General features: G+C 73.7%; 10 protein-coding genes and 1 riboswitch. Of the genes, 4 read left to right on the plus strand and 6 right to left on the minus strand.

All coding sequences use genetic code 11. From position 1 onward, the window contains the following. Positions 1-461: 461 nt before the first annotated feature. Together BM385_RS11370 and BM385_RS11375 are read right to left on the minus strand one after the other, a co-directional pair. Entirely contained in the window at positions 462-2,108 is a 1,647-nt protein-coding gene (locus tag BM385_RS11370; RefSeq protein ID WP_093842975.1) for an ATP-binding SpoIIE family protein phosphatase, read from the minus strand. Positions 2,109-2,169: 61 nt separating this feature from the next. Continuing rightward, positions 2,170-3,537 carry an NAD(P)/FAD-dependent oxidoreductase gene (locus BM385_RS11375; RefSeq protein WP_019431888.1) on the minus strand — a complete coding sequence of 456 codons (1,368 nt, stop codon included), beginning with the start codon at positions 3,535-3,537 and terminating at the stop codon, positions 2,170-2,172. 223 nt (positions 3,538-3,760) lie between these two features. Here BM385_RS11375 and BM385_RS11380 point away from each other — a divergent pair, with 223 nt between their 5' ends. Both BM385_RS11380 and BM385_RS11385 read left to right on the plus strand, forming a co-directional pair. Then, positions 3,761-4,513 carry a helix-turn-helix domain-containing protein gene (locus BM385_RS11380; protein WP_093842977.1) on the plus strand — a complete coding sequence of 251 codons (753 nt, stop codon included), beginning with the start codon at positions 3,761-3,763 and terminating at the stop codon, positions 4,511-4,513. A 129-nt stretch (positions 4,514-4,642) separates the two neighbouring features. Beyond that, positions 4,643-6,628 (plus strand): sigma-70 family RNA polymerase sigma factor, encoded by a 1,986-nt coding sequence (locus BM385_RS11385; RefSeq protein WP_254791521.1) that lies wholly within the window; start codon positions 4,643-4,645, stop codon positions 6,626-6,628. Here the strand turns inward: BM385_RS11385 and BM385_RS11390 are convergent. Then, a complete protein-coding gene (locus BM385_RS11390; protein WP_093842979.1) occupies positions 6,615-9,995 on the minus strand; it encodes an AfsR/SARP family transcriptional regulator in 3,381 nt (1,126 codons plus the stop codon). The two genes, BM385_RS11385 and BM385_RS11390, sit on opposite strands and share 14 nt — an antisense overlap. A gap of 85 nt (positions 9,996-10,080) precedes the next feature. Next, positions 10,081-12,084: an asparagine synthase-related protein gene (locus BM385_RS11395; RefSeq protein WP_093842980.1), complete on the minus strand. Its 2,004-nt coding sequence runs from the start codon at positions 12,082-12,084 to the stop codon at positions 10,081-10,083. A 514-nt stretch (positions 12,085-12,598) separates the two neighbouring features. On the opposite strand from BM385_RS11395, the gene BM385_RS11400 reads away from it, so the two are divergent. Then, positions 12,599-14,008, plus strand: a complete 1,410-nt coding sequence (locus tag BM385_RS11400; RefSeq protein ID WP_026047107.1) for an NsdA family TPR-like regulatory protein — start codon at positions 12,599-12,601, stop codon at positions 14,006-14,008. A gap of 126 nt (positions 14,009-14,134) precedes the next feature. Continuing rightward, on the plus strand, positions 14,135-14,878 hold the full coding sequence (trmB, locus tag BM385_RS11405) for a tRNA (guanosine(46)-N7)-methyltransferase TrmB (RefSeq protein ID WP_093842981.1): 744 nt from the start codon (positions 14,135-14,137) through the stop codon (positions 14,876-14,878). Here trmB and BM385_RS11410 read toward each other — a convergent pair. Together BM385_RS11410 and BM385_RS11415 are read right to left on the minus strand one after the other, a co-directional pair. Further along, a complete protein-coding gene (locus tag BM385_RS11410; RefSeq protein WP_078575775.1) occupies positions 14,866-16,008 on the minus strand; it encodes an MrcB family domain-containing protein in 1,143 nt (380 codons plus the stop codon). The genes trmB and BM385_RS11410 overlap by 13 nt on opposite strands. Positions 16,009-16,216: 208 nt before the next feature. Further along, on the minus strand, positions 16,217-17,218 hold the full coding sequence (locus tag BM385_RS11415) for a M23 family metallopeptidase (RefSeq protein ID WP_019431896.1): 1,002 nt from the start codon (positions 17,216-17,218) through the stop codon (positions 16,217-16,219). Between the two features lie 7 nt (positions 17,219-17,225). Continuing rightward, positions 17,226-17,379: riboswitch (cyclic di-AMP (ydaO/yuaA leader) on the minus strand. Positions 17,380-17,413 lie beyond the last annotated feature (34 nt).

Consider the following 17,413-nt stretch of genomic DNA (forward strand, 5'->3'; position numbering starts at 1 on the left):
TAAGAGCAAGGAAAATCCTCGCTTAAATGCTGCACCTCAGACGAGGTCGAGATGCAGACTCAGTAAATAATCTGGCATTGACTATTTGGCACGCTGTTGAGTTCTCAAGGAACGGATGCTTCCTTTGGTTCCCTCTCGGGCCCCTCCGGGCTTTCCCTTCGTGTTTCCCAGCTTACCACATCCGATTTCTCGAACTTGGCCCCCGCTGGGGGGAGTTAAGCCTTTGAGTTTTGCGCCCTCCGGCGTGTCCACCACTTTAGGGGATTCCCCCGCCGGATTCAAAATCCGGGGTTCGGAACCGAATTCGGACATGCCGAATAAGGCCCCTCACGGGTTCGATCTCTTACGAGTGGGTGCCGCTCCGGTGATCGTGCGACCGCCGGCGGCGAGACGTGCTGACCCGCCTCCGGGGAAAACCTCCGGGGGTGGACAGCTCGGAGAACGTTACGCGCCGGCCCGCGTCACGTCAACTCGAACTCGGCCCACACGGCCTTGCCGCCCTCCGGCAGCCGCCGGGAGCCCCATTCCGTGGCGATCGTGGCCACCACGGCGATGCCCCGGCCCGTCTCGTCCGCCGCGTCCGCCTGCTGCCGGCGCGGCAGATGCTCGTCCCCGTCCGTCACCTCGACGATCAGCCGGCGGTCGGTCCTGCGCAGCCGCAGCCGCATCGGGGCCTTGCCGTGCTTGAGGGAGTTGCCGACGAGTTCGCTGGCGGTCAGCACCCCCAGCTCGCGCAGTTCCTCGGGGAAGCGCCAGCTGGTCAGCACGCCTTCCGCGAAGGCGCGGGCCCGCGAGGCCGCCTCGACACCGCCGAGCAGTTCCAGGGCGGCGCCCCGGAAGAGATCCGCCTCCTCGCCCTCCCGCTCGGGGCAGGCGAGCACCAGCACCGCCACGTCGTCGTCGTGGTCGCCGGTGATGCCCAGGGCGCGCAGCAGCCGGTCGCACACGATCTGCGGGCTGTCGCCCGAGCCGGCGAACGCGCGCTCCAGGGCGGTGAGGCCCACGTCGATGTCCGCGTCGCGCCGCTCGACCAGGCCGTCCGTGTACAGCACGGCGCTGGCGCCCGGCCCGAACGGCACCGAGCCGGAGGTGTGCAGCCAGCCCCCGGTGCCCAGCGGCGGCCCCGTCGGGCCGGTGACCCGGCGTACCTCGCCGTCGGCGTCGCGCACGATCAGCGGCAGATGACCGGCCGAGGCGTACGTCAGCGTGCCCTCATTGGGGTCGTAGACGGTGTAGGCGCAGGTGGCGATCTGGCTCGGGGCGATCTCGCCGGCCAGTCCGTCCAGCAGCTGGATCACCTCGTGCGGCGGCAGGTCCAGGCGCGCGTACGCCCGGACCGCCGTGCGCAGCTGGCCCATGACGGCGGCGGCGCGTACCCCGCGGCCCATCACGTCGCCGATGACGGCGGCGGTGCGGCCGGCGCCGAGGGTGATCACGTCGTACCAGTCGCCGCCGACCGCCGCGTCGATGCCGCCGGGCTGGTAGGTGGCGGCGACGCGCAGGTCGTCGGGCTGTTCGAGCTTCTGCGGCAGCAGGCTGCGCTGGAGGGTGACAGCGGCCTCGCGCTGGTGGCTCTCGCTCTCCCGCAGCCGTTCGGCCGAGGCGGCCTGGTCGGTGACGTCGGAGGCGAAGACCAGGACGCCGGGGGCGGTGGTGGCTTCCTCGGGGGTGAGGAGTTCGACCGGGGTGCAGGTGAAGGTGTACACGGCGTCCCGGCCGGCCGAGGCGACGCGGCGCGACTTCAGGGTGCGGGAGGTGCCGCTGCGCCGTACCTGGTCCATGAGGGGCAGCAACCCGACGTCGACCAGTTCGGCCAGGGTCTCGCGGGCCGGGTTTCCGGCGTCGCGGGAACCGAAGGCGGTGGTGTACGCATCGTTGGTGTAGACGAGGCGGTGTTCGGAGCCGTGGACGACGGCGACCGGGGCCGGCACCTGGCCGAGCAGTTCGTGGACGGCGGCGGCGTCGACACCGCGCCCGGTGCCCGGCGGTGCGGGGGGCGCCGGCTGGGGCTCCGTGCGCGCCGCGGGAACACTGCCCGTCTCCGCGCGGGCCGCGGCGTTGCGCCGCTGCGCTCCGGGCAGCCGGATACTCCAGCGCGTCAAGTTCACTGCCATCCGATCATTCGTCGTCTTGTGTGAGCCGCCGCCCACTCATGGTCCCATGCGGGCGTCAGGGGCGGTCCGGTCGGGGGATGCCGCCGGCTGCCTCCTCGAACTCGGCTCGCGGGTGTTCCAGGGAGCCGAGAGAGACAATCTCACGTTTGAACAATCCCGCAAGGGTCCATTCCGCGACGACGCGCGCCTTGCGGTTGATCGTGGGCATCTTGTTCAGATGGTATGTACGGTGCATGAACCAGGCGGGGAAGCCTTTCAGCTTCCGCCCGTACACCTGTGCCACGCCCTTGTGCAGTCCCAGTGATGCGACCGACCCCACATAGGCGTGCCGGTACGGCGTCACCGTACCCCCACGCAGCGTCGCCAGCAGATTGCGGGCGATGTGCCGGCCCTGGCGCACCGCGTGCTGGCCGTTGGGGGCGCACAGCGCGGTCGGGTCGTCCGCGGTGAGGTCCGGCACGGCGGCGCTGTCGCCGGCCGCCCACACATGCGGGGTGTCCAGCACCCGCAGCTCGGCGGTGCAGCGGATCCGGCCCCGCTCGTCCAGCGGCACGCCGCAGTCGGCCAGCACCGGGTGCGGCTTCACGCCGGCGGTCCACACCAGGGTGCGGGTCGGGTAGCGGGAGCCGTCGCTGAGCACCGCCACCCGGTCCTCGATGGTCTCCAGCCGGGTGGACAGCCGGATGTCGATGTTCCGGCCGCGCAGTTCCCGCACCGTGTACCGGCCCATCTCGGTCCCGACCTCCGGCAGGATGCGGTCGGTCGCCTCGATGAGCATCCACTTCTGCTCCTCCGGCCGCAGATTCGGGTAGTAGCGGCAGGCGTAGCGCGCCATGTCCTCCAGCTCCGCCATCGCCTCCACGCCCGCGTACCCGCCGCCGACGAAGACGAACGTCAGGGCGGCCTGGCGGATGGCGGTGTCGCGGGTGGAGGAGGCGATGTCCAGCTGTTCGAGGACGTGGTTGCGCAGGCCGATGGCCTCCTCGACGGTCTTGAAACCGATGCCGTGCGCGGCGAGCCCGGGGATGGGCAGCACCCGGGAGATCGATCCGGGGGCGAGGACGAGTTCGTCGTAGCTGATCTCCATGGCCGGCCCGCCGCTGTCGCGGGCGGCGGCGGTCCTGATGGTGGCCACCCGGCGGGCGGTGTCGATGCTGGTGACCTCACCGGTCACGAAGCGGCAGCGGTTGAGCACGCGGCGCAGCGGGACGACGACGTGCCGGGGCGAGATGTTCCCGGCGGCGGCTTCGGGGAGGAAGGGCTGGTAGGTCATGTAGGGATCGGGACTGACCATGGTCATGCGGACGTCGCCGCGGCCGAGCTCGCGCCGCAGGTGCCGCTGGAGGCGGTGGGCGGTGTAGAGGCCCACCGAGCCGCCACCGATGATCAGGATGTGCGGGGGCTTCGTGGCGTCCTTGGTCACCTGTCCATGAGGCACGTGCCGGGGCCGTGTTGTCCACAGGTCGGACGCGATGCTGCGCCGAACGGGCGGTGGACGGGCCGGACGGTCGCACTGTGCGATCGCGGGGCTCCGGCGGGTGGCGGTGCCGTGGTTCTCAGTGCCGGTGGCCTCAACTATGTTCGTGGGACAGATGGCCGAGGGGCGTTCTGTAGGGGGGCGTCCGTGCTGACGGGGGTTGACGGACATGATGCGGACGGACGACGAGAGCGGGCGGCGCGCGGGTGGGGGCCGGGCCGGGGGCTTACGGGTGGACGCGCAGCGCAATCTGCGCCATGTGCTGAGCGCGGCGCGCGACGTTTTCGGGGAGCAGGGGTACGGCGCGCCGATGGAGGAGGTGGCGCGGCGGGCCCGGGTCGGGGTCGGCACGGTGTACCGGCGGTTTCCCAACAAGGAGGCCCTGGTGCGGTACATCGCGGAGGAGCAGACCCGGTGGCTGACGGAGCGGGCGGCGGAGGCGCTGGCGGTGGCGTCGGCGGGTGAGCCGTGGCGGGGGCTCGAAGGGTTCGTGCGGGGGTCGGCCGCCTCGGGTTCGGGGCGGTTGCTCCCGCCGGAGCTGTGGTGGCTGGCCCCGGCGGAGGAGCGCGGCGCGGAGCGGGTGCCGCGGCAGCGGGGGTGCTGGGAGCGCGCGGGGGACGGCGCGGGCGGCGCGGAGGGCGCCGTGGAGAGCGGCCCGGGCGCGGAGGGTGCGCCGGGCGGGGAAGGTCCGGCCGGGCATCCGGGCGGTGAGCGCCGGGGGGCCGCCGAGTTGCTGGGGACGGTGGGGCAGTTGGTGGAACGGGCGCGCTCGGCCGGGGAGTTGCGGGCGGATGTCACGGTTGCGGACGTGATGCTGGTGATCGCCGCCGCGCCACCGCGGCTCGCGGATCAGCAGCGTCAAGAGGACGCCGCAGAGCGCTTGTTGGAGGTTCTGCTGCGCGGTCTGCGCCCCGGCACGTGACTGATGTGTGTTCGCGCGACCCCTCGGAAGGGTGGTTCCGGGGTCGACTCCGACCGCTGTGGGCCGAAGGTGTGGCAACCTGACCCCTGTCGCTGACACGTATGTCAATACCGGGGGGCTTTCCTTCGTATGAGTGCTGACACCGGCGGGGCTCAGGAGAGTTCGGGAGAGCGCGAAGGGCTTGTGGAGGGTTCGAAGGTGCCCCGGCAGCGGGAGCCCGCCCCGGCGGACGGCCCTCCGGGCGCGCCGGCCACCGACGCGGAGGACGGCGGGGCCGCGGCCGGGACCGCGACCGGGACCGGGGACGAGAGCCGGGACACGGGCGGCCGGGACGCGGAGGACCGGGCCGTGGGGCCGGCCGACATCGAGCTGGTCGAGCGGATGCGGCAGGGGGACGCGGCGGCGTACGACGAGTTGTACCGGCGCCACCGGGACGCGGTGCGCCGGTACGCCCGTACCTGCTGCCGGGACGCCGACACGGCCGACGATCTGACCAACGAGGTCTTCGCGGCCACGCTCCAGGCGGTACGTGGCGGCGCCGGTCCGGACACGGCGGTGCGCGCGTACCTGCTGACGGCGGTGCGGCGGGTGGCCGCCGACTGGGCGCGGTCCGCCCGGCGCGAGCAACTGGTCGAGGACTTCGCGGTGTTCGCGGTGACGGCGGCGGGGGCGCGCGCCAGCGAGGAGGACACCCTCGATCTGGGCCCCGATGTGCTGGCGATGCGCGAGGCCGAGGCGTCGCTGGCCGTCCAGGCGTTCCGTTCGCTGCCGGAGCGCTGGCAGACCGTGCTGTGGCACACGGCCGTCGAGGAGGCGTCGCCGCAGGAGGTGGCGCCGCTGCTGGGGCTGACGCCGAACGCGGCGGCGGTGCTCGCGCACCGGGCCAGGGAAGGGCTCAAGCAGGCGTATCTCCAGGCCCACGTGGGCCATGTGCGGGTGGACGACGGCGGGGACTGCGCGCGGTTCGCCGACCGGCTGGGGGCGTTCGCCCGGGGCAAGCTGCGGATGCGGGCGGAGCGCGGGCTGCGCAAGCATCTGGAGGAGTGCGCCCGGTGCCGGCTGGCGGCCTCCGAGGTGAAGGACCTGAACGAGACGATCCGTACGGTGCTGCCGATCGCGGTCATCGGCTGGTTCGCGGCGGGCTCCTCGGGCAAGCTCGGCGCGCTGCTGCTGGGAGCGGGCGGGGCGGGTGCCTCGGCGAGCGCCGCGGCGGCGGCCGGCGGGGTCGGCGCGGCGGGGGCCAAGGGCGGTGGCGCGGTGGCCGCCGAGGGGTTCGGGTCGTCGGCGAAGGCCGGGGCCGCCACCGGGGTGGTGGTGGTCGCGGCGGCGGCCGTGCTGGCCGTGGCGCTGATCGGCGGTTCGGCCGAGGAGCAGCCGCCGCGCGCGTCCGACCCGCCACCGGCCGCTCCGGTGATGCCGCCGGCCGCCGAGGAGCCCCCGGCGGAGCCCGAACCGGAGCCCGATCCCGTACCGGACCCGGCGCCACCCGCCCCGGCGCCCGCGCCGGAGCCCGAGCCGGAGCGCACGCCCGCGCCCGACCCCGAACCCGCGCCGGACCCGGAGCCCGAGCCCGATCCCGTACCGGAGCCGCCCGCCCCGGAACCCGAGCCCGAGCCCGAGCCCGAGCCCGAGCCGGAACCCGAACCGGAACCCGAACCGGAACCCGAGCCCGAGCCGGACCCCGAGCCGTACCAGCTGCGTACGCTCGCCTTCGACCTGTTCAGCGACGGCACCGAGCCGGCGATCCGGCTCTGGGAGAGCGGCTGGGTGTGGCAGCGCGACCAGGTGTCGATCGGCGGGCGATCGTACCCGCACGGCATCACGGTCGGCGGGCGCTCCTCGGTGACCATCGACCTCAACCGCGCCTGTGTCTCCTACCGCGCGGTGGCCGGGATGGACGACATGAACCTGGGCCTGGGCTCCGCGGTGTTCAGCGTGTACGGGGACGGCGAGCGGCTGTGGCGTTCGGAGGTGATCCGCAGCGGCGACGAGGCGGTGCCGGTGGAGGTGCCGCTGAACGGGGTGTCGGTCCTGCGGCTGGAGACCACACCGGACGGGCCGCTGAGCACGCTGGCGCTGGCCGACTGGGCGCGTTCGGAGATCAGCTGTCGCTGACCGGCAGCAGCGCGGTGAGGACGGCCAGCGTCTCGGCGCCGTCCACCAGCGGCGCCTCGTCGGCCGCGCCGGGTCCTGCCCCGGCCACCGCCCGCGTCACCCGGCGCAGGACGCGCTCCTCCGGCGGGGTCAGCGGGAGGTCGCCGCGCAGGGCGTGGACGCCGGCCAGCAGGCGGCGGGCGACGGCCGGTTCGCCGCCCTCGGTCACCACGGCGGCGGCGGCGAGCAGCAGCTGGCTCAGCAGCAGATCGGGGCAGCCCATCAGGGTGCCGTAGGAGAGGGCGGTGTGCACCTCGGCGAGCGCGGTCCGCCACGGCGCGCCCTCGGCGAGCAGCAGCCGGCTGGTGAGGATGCCCATGATCACCTGGAACATGGGGGTGGGGGTGCCGCCCTTGAGGTTGCTCACGGAGCGCTCGCGCAGCGTGCGGGCGGTGGCCGGGTCGCCGAGCTCCAGGGCCATGACGGCGCCCAGGTAGTCGGCGATGCCGAGGCAGTCGCGCAGCCCGAGCCGCTGGGCGCGTACGGAGACCTCGTCGAGGAGTGCGCGGGCGCGGTGCGGATCGCCGGAGTGGTAGGTCGCCTCGGCCAGCCGCACGGTGAAGAACGGGGTCTCGGCGTGCGCGCCGACCTCCTCGGCGATGCTGATGGCCTTGTCGAACTCGGCCGCGGCGGTGGGGTAGTCGCCGGTGAAGGAGGCGTAGTCGCCGCGCAGGCCGTAGGTCTGGCAGCTGAGCCAGCGGTCCCCCACCCGGTGGGCGAGCGCTTCGAGTTCGGCGAGGTCCGACAGGGCGCGCGGGGTGCGCAGACCGCCCACGGCGTGCGCGCCGGGCACTTCGAGGGAGACCCGGAAGCGGAAGAGGAGCATGACGGCCAGCTCCCACGACCGGTCCTCGGCGGGGTCGGCGCGGCGCAGTTGGGTGATGGCCCGGGTCATGCGGGCGGCGACGGCCGGGAAGGTCTCGCCGAGGAGGAAGCCGGTGAACGGCCACAGCATGCCGGGGAAGCGGTAGCCGCGTTCGGGCACGGTCTCGCCGAACGCGGTGTACATGCGCCGGGCGTGGCGGTGCATTCTCTCGTCGGTGAGGTCGAGGCTGCCCGGGTGCTGGTCGGCGAGGAGGAAGGCGGACAGCAGGCGCAGTTCGAGCCGGTGGAGGTAGCGGGGGTCGTCCGGCCAGGGCTCCCCGGGGCCCGGGGTCGGCCGGTCGTCGTCGGCGGCGTGCGGATCGAGTTCGAGGGTGAGCCGGATCCATTCGTGGCCCTCGGAGCGGTAGTTGCGCAGGTACCAGAACCAGCCCATGTGGAGGACGGCGCGCCCCGCGGTGTCGCGGTCGCCGGCCCGCAGGGCGCGGGTGAGGAGGGCGCGGATGTTGTCCAGGTCGGCCTCGACCCGGGCCAGCCAGCCCAGTTGGGCGGGGCCGCGCAGCCGGGGCGCGGCCTGTGCCAGGAAGCGCAGCAGGTGGGCGGTGTGCCGGGCCCGGGTGGCGGCGCGGTCGGCGGGGTGCTCGGCGGCGCGTCCCGCGGCGTACTCGTGGATAGTCTCCAGCATGCGGTAGCGGACGCCGGTGGCGGGGTCGGTGGTGTCGGCCAGCACGATGGACTTGTCGACGAGCGAGCCGAGGATGCCGAGGACCTGGTCGCGGGGGACGGTGGCGCCGTCGGCGACGACGGCTTCGGCGGCCGGGAGCGTACAGCCGCCGGCGAACACCGACAGCCGGCGCAGGACGGTGCGTTCGGGCTCCTCCAGGAGGTCCCAGGACCAGTCGACGACGGCGCGCAGGGTCTGCTGCCGGGGCAGGACGGTGCGGGAGCCGTTGGTGAGCAGCCGGAACCGGTCGTCCAGGCGGGCGGCGATCTGGCGCGGGGTGAGGGAGCGCAGCCGGGCGGCGGCGAGTTCGATGGCGAGCGGGAGGCCGTCCAGGCGGCGGCAGATCTCGGCGACGGCGGCGTCGTCGTCGGGGGCGTCGCGGCGTACGGCGGCGCCGCGTTCGGTGAACAGCCGGTGGGCGGAGGCGAGCGGGAGGGGTTCGACGGGGCGGACGAGTTCGCCCGGGACGCCGAGGGGTTCGCGGCTGGTGGCGAGGACGGTGAGGCGGGGGCAGTGGGTGAGGAGGGTCTCGGCGAGGGTGGCGGCGGCCGTGATGACGTGTTCGCAGTTGTCGAGGATGAGCAGCAGGCGGCGGCCGGCGCAGTACTCCAGGAGGCGTTCGGCGGGGTCGTGGTGCGGGTCGGTGCCGGAGGCGCCGCGGACCAGGGTGGTCTCGCGGCGGCCGAGTGCGGAGAGCACGGCGCCGGGGACGGCGCCGGGGTGGTCGAGCTTGGCGAGTTCGGCGATCCACACGCCGTCGGGGTAGTCGGTGACGGTGAGGCCGGTGTGCTCGGCGAGCCGGGTCTTGCCGGAGCCGCCGGCGCCGGTGAGGGTGATGAGGCGGGCGTGGCGCAGGTCGGTGCGGAGGGCGGCGAGGTCGCTCTCGCGGCCGACGAAGCTGGTGAGCCGGGCCCGTACGTTTCCGGCGGGCGGCGCGGGTGCGGGTGCGGGCTCGGGCTCGGGCTCGGGCGGGCGGGTGGCGGGGGTGCCGGGTGGGGCGGGTGGGGCGGGCTCGCCCGGGGTGAGGAGTTCGGCGTACAGGGCGGTCAGCTCGGGCCCCGGGGTGGTGCCGAGGCGGTCGGCGAGGGTGGTGCGGACCGTCTCGTACGCCGCGAGCGCCTGCGCCGGGCGCCCGGCGGCGCGCAGGGCGCGGATGTACAGGGCGTGCGCCGGCTCGTCGAGCGGGTCGGCGTCGATCAGTTCGCGCAGCTCCGGCAGCAGCGGTTCGGCGGGGCCGAGCGCGAGGTCGGCGGCGGCACGGCGGCGGCGGGCGGTGCGGTGCAGGGCCTCCAGCCGGGCGGCGACGGGGCGGCGGGCCGGCTCGGGGAGGTCGGCGAGGACGGGGCCGCGCCACAGGGCGAGGGCCGCGCGCAACGTGCGGGCCTCGGTGGCCGGGTCCTGCCGCTCGGCGGTGCGCACCAGGCGCTGGAAGCGGAAGAGGTCGATGCTGTCCGGGTCGGCGGTGAGCCGGTACCCGGGCGGGGCGGCGCTGCGGACGACGGCGTCCCGGTGGCGGTCGCCGAGGGCGCGGCGGAGCCGGCCGACGAGGGCCTGGAGGGCGGCGGGCGCGTCGGCCGGGGGGAGGTCGCGGGCGGCGGGGCCGGCGGCGGTGGGGTCGTCCGCCCAGATGTCGGCGATGAGGCTGTCGACGGGGACGGGTCCCGGCCGGTCGGCGCGCAGCGCGAGCGCGGTGAGCAGGGCGCGCACCCGGGGCCCGCCCAGCGGGATGGGGCGCCCGTCCGCGTCGTGCGCCTCGGTGGCGCCCAGGATGAAGAACCGCACGGTTCCATTGTCCGGTGCCGGGCGGCGGGCGGCCGGGCCCGGGGCGCCGGGCCGGCGCCCCGGCCCGGGCGGGGGCCCGGCGGCCTCAGGCGAGGGGGCCGACACCGCTGGTGACGGCGCGCGGGTCGTGGTGGCCCTCGGTGGTCCAGCAGGAGCCGCGCCGGGTGAGCAGGCGGCGCAGCCACAGTTCGGTGGCGACCAGTTCGGTGAGGCCGTCCAGCGGGAGCGGTTCGCCCTCGGTGGCGGCCCGCAGGGCCTTGCGCACCACGCGGGCCTCGATCAGTCCGGCATCGGCCAGCAGCGGGGCGTCGAAGAGGTCGACGAGGTCGCCGATGTTGGCGCGCAGCCCGGTGCGTACCGGGTCGGTGGGCGCGGGGAGGCTCGCGGTGCCCCAGCCGGGCGGCAGCTCGCGTACGCCCGCGCCCTCCAGGACGGCGCGCAGTACCTGGGCGCGCGCTCCCGGCTGGACGCGGAGGCTCTCCGGGAGCGCCTGGCAGGCGCGGACCACCTGGTTGTCGTAGAACGGCGCGTGCAGGCGCTGGTGGCGCACCTCGGTGGCCTGCTCGAAGACCCGGTGGTCGGCGGCGTGCCGGGCGAGCGCTGCGCGCGCCTGGCGCACGCCGGGCCGGCCGGCGCTGGAGCCGGAGTGCGGGCGGGCGGCGGCGGCCTCCAGCCGTACGGACACCTGCGCCAGGGTCTCGCCGGTCAGCCAGCGCGCGGCGGGGCCGGGGCGGCACCAGGCCAGCGCGGCGAGGGAGGCGCCGAGCGCCCCGGTGCGCAGGTCCTCGGGCGGCCGGCGCAGCTGGAGCGCGGCGCTGGTGAGGCCCTCCGGGTACGGGGTGCGGGCCAGCCGGCGGGCCGCGCGGTAGATGGTGAACGGGACGAGCAGCCCGCGGCCGTCCGAGGACGCCTTGGCCAGCGCGGAGACGGGTCTCAGCAGATGGCGGCGGCGCCGGTCCAGCAGCAGGTCGGCCAGCCGGGCGGGGTGGGCGTCGAGCACCTGCCGGGCGCCGTTGCCGATGAGGTGGTCGGCGCTGCCTGCGGCCAGCCGGTGCCGGTGCCGGGCGGCGGTGACCAGGGACGGGCCGGGTTCGTCGGTGAGCGGGCCGCTGTCGAGGTCGGAGTACGGCAGGGCCTCCTCGCCGCCGGTGACCACCACGTGGTGCAGCCGGGGGTTCTCGCCGATGACCCGGGCCCGTTCCAGTTCGGCGTAGGAACTCCCGCCGCCGGTCAGGTCGTTGAAGGTGACGGCGAGCAGGCGTTCACCGGCCTGGGTGGCGCCGGTGCCGAAGATCGTGCCCGGCATGCCGGGCAGCCCGGCGGCCAGCAGGGCCAGGGTGGCGGAGGCGCTGCCGCCGGACAGGTCGGCGCCGACCCCGGGGGCGGTGCCGCCCTCCTGGGTCAGGTCGGCGTGCCGGGGGGCGGCGAGCCGGGTGCGGACGGCCTCGACGAGGGCGTCGCGGACCCCGGCGATGGCATCCTCGCCGGCCAGCGGCGGGGCGGCGACGACGAGCGGGGCGGTGGGTTCGTAGTCGATGGTGTCGCGGCTGCCGCCCTCGCGCAGCATGAGCGCGTGGCCGGGCGGGACGCGGCTGACGCCGGCGTACGGGGTGCCGTCGCCGACCGCCTCGGGGCTGTCGGGGCAGGCGAGCACGGCCGCCAGATGCGGGACGTCGAGCTGGGCCTCGGTGAGGTCGGCGAGCGGCAGGGCGGCGGTGGCGTAGGCGGTGCCGCCGGCCCAGCCGGTGTGGAAGACGGGGCGGGTGCCGGCGAGGTCGGCGGGGATGACGGTGCGGCGGCCGAAGCGGGCGACGGCGGTGTAGCTGCCGGGCCACAGGGTGAGCTGGCGCAGTGCGCCGGCGCGTGCGGCGACCAGCGAGCGCCGTAGCTGGGAGTCGGTGGCGCCGCAGTAGCCGAAGACCGCGAGATGGGTGTCACCCTCCGCGACGACGAGGCGGATCTCGTCGGGGCGCCAGTCGCCGACCGCCCACAGCGGGTCGGGGCCGTCCCACAGCAGGTGCGCGCCCAGGGGCTGGATGTCGCGGGCAGCACTGGCCTCCGCGCCGCACCACCCGACCAACCACCGCATCGCCGCCTCCCCACTGGACCTCAGGCCCCATGCTGCCATGGGAGCGCGGTGAACGGGACATACCCAGGGCGGTGTTGGGTGGGCATGCCAAAATCACCGGCTCCGGTACCGTGCCCGGAAAACCGGCGTCTTTCGGCCAAACTCTGGCTGGAGAAAGGCCGTTGGCGAGGGCGCCCGACGGGCAGAAGATGTTGTGGTCCGGGAGACGCTGGTCGTCTCCCGGACCAGACCGCCGTCCGCGGGGAATGAGACGGCGGCTCCCCCGGCCCGCCGGAACCCAGAGGGCCAACGGGCCGACCCACGCGTTGTCCATCGAACCGCCACCACCGCCGGCTGCCCAGAGCGCACACCCGGGCGCACGGCCACATGCCCGGAGCACAATCCGGGAGAGAGGAAGCGCTCGAACCTGTGTACGGACATGATTCCGCCATCCGGGAACAAACCCCTTAACGGTCAGCAGGCACCGAACTACGCTGGGTTCGCGAAGGCGTCGGTGTGTGTCAGGGGTGCGCGGATGTCCAGGGAGCCACGCGGGCCGAACGAGAAGCTGGGGACGATTCTCGCCCTGGCCGGGATCAGTAACGCCGGCCTCGCGCGCCGGGTCAACGATCTCGGCTCGCAGCGGGGATTGACTCTGCGCTACGACAAAACATCCGTCGCACGATGGGTGACCAAGGGGATGGTGCCCCAGGGCTCCGCCCCGCACCTCATCGCGGCGGCCATCAGCAGCAAGCTCGGCCGGCCCGTGCCACTGCACGAGATCGGCCTCGCGGACACCGACCCGGCCCCCGAGGTCGGCCTGGCGTTCCCGCGCAAGGTCGCCCACGCCGTCGAGTCGGCCACCGAGCTGTACCGTCTCGACTCCTCGCCCGGCAAGGGCATCTGGCAGTCGCTGGCCGGCTCCTTCGCGGTCAGCGCCTACGCCACCCCCGTCTCCCGCTGGCTCATACGCCCGGCCGACGCCACCGTCACCCGCGAGACGGAACGCCCCCGGGAGGGCGGCTGGGGCCGGGTCGGGCACTCGGACGTCTCCAAGCTCCAGGAAGCCGCCGAGGAAGCCCGCCGCTGGGACTCCAAGTACGGCGGCGGCGACTGGCGTTCCTCCATGGTGCCCGAGTGCCTGCGCACCGACGCCGCCCCGCTGCTGCTGGGCAGCTACAGCGACGAGGTGGGCCGGTCCCTCTTCCGGGCCACCGCCGAACTCACCCGGCTGGCCGGCTGGATGGCCTTCGACACCGGACAGCAGGAGGCCGCCCAGCGCTACTACATCCAGGCGCTGCGGCTGGCGAAGGCCGCGGCCGACGTACCGCTGGGCGGGTACGTCCTGGCGTCCATGTCGCTCCAGGCCACCTACCGGGGCTTCGCCGAGGAAGGCGTGGACCTGGCCCAGGCCGCCCTGGAACGCAACCGCTCGCTGGCCACCGCCCGCACCATGAGCTTCTTCCACCTGGTGGAGGCCAGGGCGCTGGCCAAGGCGAACGACGCGGCCGGCTGCGGCTCGGCACTGTCCGCCGCCGAGGGCTGGCTGGAGCGCTCCCGGCCCGGGGACGGCGACCCGAGCTGGCTGTCGTTCTACGCCTACGACCGGCTGGCCGCCGACGCGGCCGAGTGCTACAGCGACCTCAAACTCCCCGGCCAGGTACGGCGCTTCACCGAGCGGGCGCTGAAGGAGCCCACCGAGGAGTTCGTCCGCTCGCACGGGCTGCGGCTGGTGGTCGCGGCCGTGGCGGAGCTGGAATCCGGCAATCTGGACGCGGCGGTCGCCGTGGGTGCCCGGGCGGTGGAGGTGGCGGGGCGGATCTCCTCGGCGCGGACCACCGACTACGTCCGTGACTTACTGCACCGGCTGGCTCCGTACGGTAACGAACCGCTGGTCAAAGAACTCCAGGAGCAGGCCCGTCCGCTCCTGGCTGCTCCAGCGTGAAATCGCACATGACAGGGGCACTGGCCCCTGTCATGGCCGGTAACGGCCGCTGCGGGGTATGACCCGCGTCACAGTCGGCCCCGGACGTACCATCGAACCACTGTGTCCAATGAACCACACGCTCCGATGTCCGGCACCCCCCGCTCCATGTTCGAGCCGGGCGCCGGCCCGGCGGCCGACCCCGCCGGAAACCGCCACGAACGCCGCATCCGCAGCTTCCAGCCCCGCCGCAGCCGGGTGACCACCGCCCAGCGGGAGGCCCTGCTGCGCCACTGGCCCCACTGGGGCGTGGAGGTCGACGGCGACTCCGTCCTCGACCTGCCCACCCTCTTCTCCGGCCGGCCGGTGGTGCTGGAGATCGGCTTCGGCATGGGCGAGGCCACCGCCGAGATGGCGGCGGCCGACCCGGACACCGGCATCCTGGCGGTGGACGTCCACACCCCCGGCCAGGGCAACCTGCTGCGCCTGGCCGAACAGCGCGGCCTCACCAACATCCGGGTGGCCAACGGGGACGCCATCATCCTGCTCCGCGAGATGCTCCCCGCGTCCTCCCTGGCCGGCCTGCGCGTCTTCTTCCCCGACCCCTGGCCGAAGAAGCGCCACCACAAACGCCGCATCATCCAGCGCGAGTTCGTGGACCTGGCCCTGACCCGCCTGGCCCCGGGCGCCCTGCTGCACTGCGCGACGGACTGGGAACCGTACGCCGACTGGATGCTGGAGGTCCTCACCGCCACCCCGGCCCTCCACAACCTCTCCCCCACCGGCACCTTCACCCCCCGCCCGGCGACGCGCCCCCTGACCCGCTTCGAATCCCAGGGCCTCCACAAGGGCCACCGGGTCCGCGACCTCCTCTTCCGCTACGAACCCTGACCCTCACCCCGCTGGGCAATCCCCCACGCGGCGGCCCGATCGGAGCCGCGCCAGCCGTCAGGGGTGGGCCACACCGAGGCGATGCCGTGTTCTTCGAGATACGGCTCGTATACCCCCATCTCCTCGCTGAAGAGCCCGAGGAGATGGGGCGTAGGGCGGCCCTGTTCCCGGTAGAGCAAGTGGCGGTATTCGAAGAGCTGACTGAGGGCTTCTCGACTGGCCAGCGTTCTGTTGCCCTTGCGTACGACTTTGGCCTCGACGATCCACTCTTGGTCATCGCGGCGCAGGATGATATCCCGAGGGTGCGCCTTCTCCGTGATGGGCTTGAAACCCTGCTGGCGGGCGTGGGGGCCGAAGTCCGCGATCAACTTCTCGTGATCTCGCCGCTTGATCTGCTGGTGCGCGGAGATGTGGGCGACGTACGCGTCGCTGTCCTTGGGGCGAAACTCGTCCAGCCCGTGGTCCGCGCTTTCTAGGACGGGGGCGTGTGGATAGTCCGGGGCGAGCATGATCTCCGGACCAGGCGCGGCGAAATTCTCTTGGATGTGCACCGCTGCCTCTTTGGCCAGCTTCAACACGCCGGCCATCATCCCCAGGTCGGCGCAGAGATCGGCCTCGGCGGGGAGGAACGCCAGCTCGTAGGTGATGGCGGCGATGCTGGCTTCCTCGTACGCGCGTGGGCGCCAGTTGTCATTAGGGTCACGGAATTTCGGAGTATCAGTGAGCCCGCGCAGCGCATGCTCGGGAAGGAGCTGACGGAACGCTTCGGTGCGACGCCTCAGATAGATGAAGAGCCGCTTTCCCTTGCTTTCTCCGAGCTGCTTATGAATCGCGGTAATACCCTGTTGCAGCGTCACGGTGACGGTGCGTCGGTCGGCAGCGACGATGTAGGCGAGGTAGAGCCCGCTCTCCCCCGAGCGACCGTCCACGGAATCATGGATCCCGATCCATGGCGTAACGGGAACAACGCCCTGTCCGCCGTGCCCTTTTGCGACCATCCCATAGGGCAGCGACCCCCGCAGCCGGTCGCCGGCCGCTCGGAGCAACTGCTGACCGGGGTCGTCCTTCGTGACTGTGCCGGACCGTTTACAGGTCTTGGCGACCTCGATAAGTAGATCTCTTATCCCCATGGCGGGACCCTACGCGGAAAGGGCTCTTAAGCCGAGGCCTCGGCCGGGAGTGTGAGGTCCTGCGGTGTCAGGGTGGTGCCGCGCAGTTGCCGCTGAGGCAGAGCCCGGACACCTGGAGTTCGCCGATGGGTTTCATGCGGGCCAGGGTATGCCGACGGCCCTGGCGTCGGGGGGAATCACCAGGGCCGTCGGCGGTGGGGGGATGGTCTCAGACCGAAAGGCCCTTGCCGCGCAGCCAGGTCAGCGGGTCGATCGGGTCACCGCCGGGGCGGACCTCCAGGTGCAGGTGCGGCCCGGAGGAGTTGCCGGTGGAGCCGACCCGGCCGATGGTGTCGCCGGTGTCGACGGACTGGCCGGCGGTGACGTTCATCGAGGAGAGGTGGCAGTACCACAGCTCGGTGCCGTCCTCCAGCTCGACGATGATGCGGTACCCGTACGAGCCGGCCCAGGCCGCTTCCTTGACGGTGCCGGTGTGGATGTTCTTGACCGGGGTGCCGGTGGGTGCGGCGAAGTCGGTGCCGGTGTGGGTGGAGGACCACATGGTGCCGCTGGCGCCGAAGCCGGAGGAGATGGTGTAGCTGGTCAGCGGGAGGGTGAAGCTGGCGCGGAGTTCCGCGAGCCGGCGCTCCTCCTCCTGGCGCTGCCGTTCCTCCTCGGCCTCGCGCTGCCGCTGTTCCTCGGCGAGGCGCTCCTCCTCGGCGAGTTCGGCGGCGGCGGTGATCGCGTCCTGCTGGGCGGCGACGAGGGCCTGCTCGATCTCGGCGGCCTGGGCGGTGGTGTCCTGCTCCTCGGCCTGCTGGAGGATGCGGGCCCGCAGCGCCTCGCCGGCGTCCTGGGCTTCGCTGAACGGGGCCGCGGTGACGGTCTGCTCGGCCTGGCCGGCGGTGTCGCCACTGTCGCCGGAGGAGATGAGGCTGTTGAGCACCGGGATCTGGTCGGGGATGGAACGCACCGAGTCCAGGCCGGGGACGGAACCGGCGCCGCCCTCCTGGGCGGTGGCCATGCCGCCCGCGCCGACGGCGGCGATCACGCCGACGCCGAGCACCGCCCTGCTGCGGGCGATGGTGCCGCCGCGCTGCCGGGTGACCCGGTGCCGGCCGCGTACGGGGCGCAGCGTGTCGGCGCTGGGGTTCCACTCGGTACGGGGCTCGTCATCGGTGGCCTGCGGGCCGTAGTAGGCGGGGTGGGACCCATACCGGTTCGACGCCACGGAGGCGTACTCCTTTCCTTCCCTCGCCGACCGGGTTAGCTGACGGGTTCGGAGCAGGAAGGTCTCCTACGGGCGGCCGGGCCGTCCGATGCACCCCAAGTGGTGGTTCCCCGGTTCCGCGGCGCGCTGGTCGCGTGCCGAGGATTAGGCGGTGCAGCACGACCGCCGTCGTGGCGACGGCGGAGACGACCGCGC

Source organism: Streptomyces harbinensis, assembly GCF_900116145.1.
In the GTDB taxonomy this organism is placed as follows: Bacteria; Actinomycetota; Actinomycetes; order Streptomycetales; family Streptomycetaceae; genus Streptomyces; species Streptomyces carpaticus.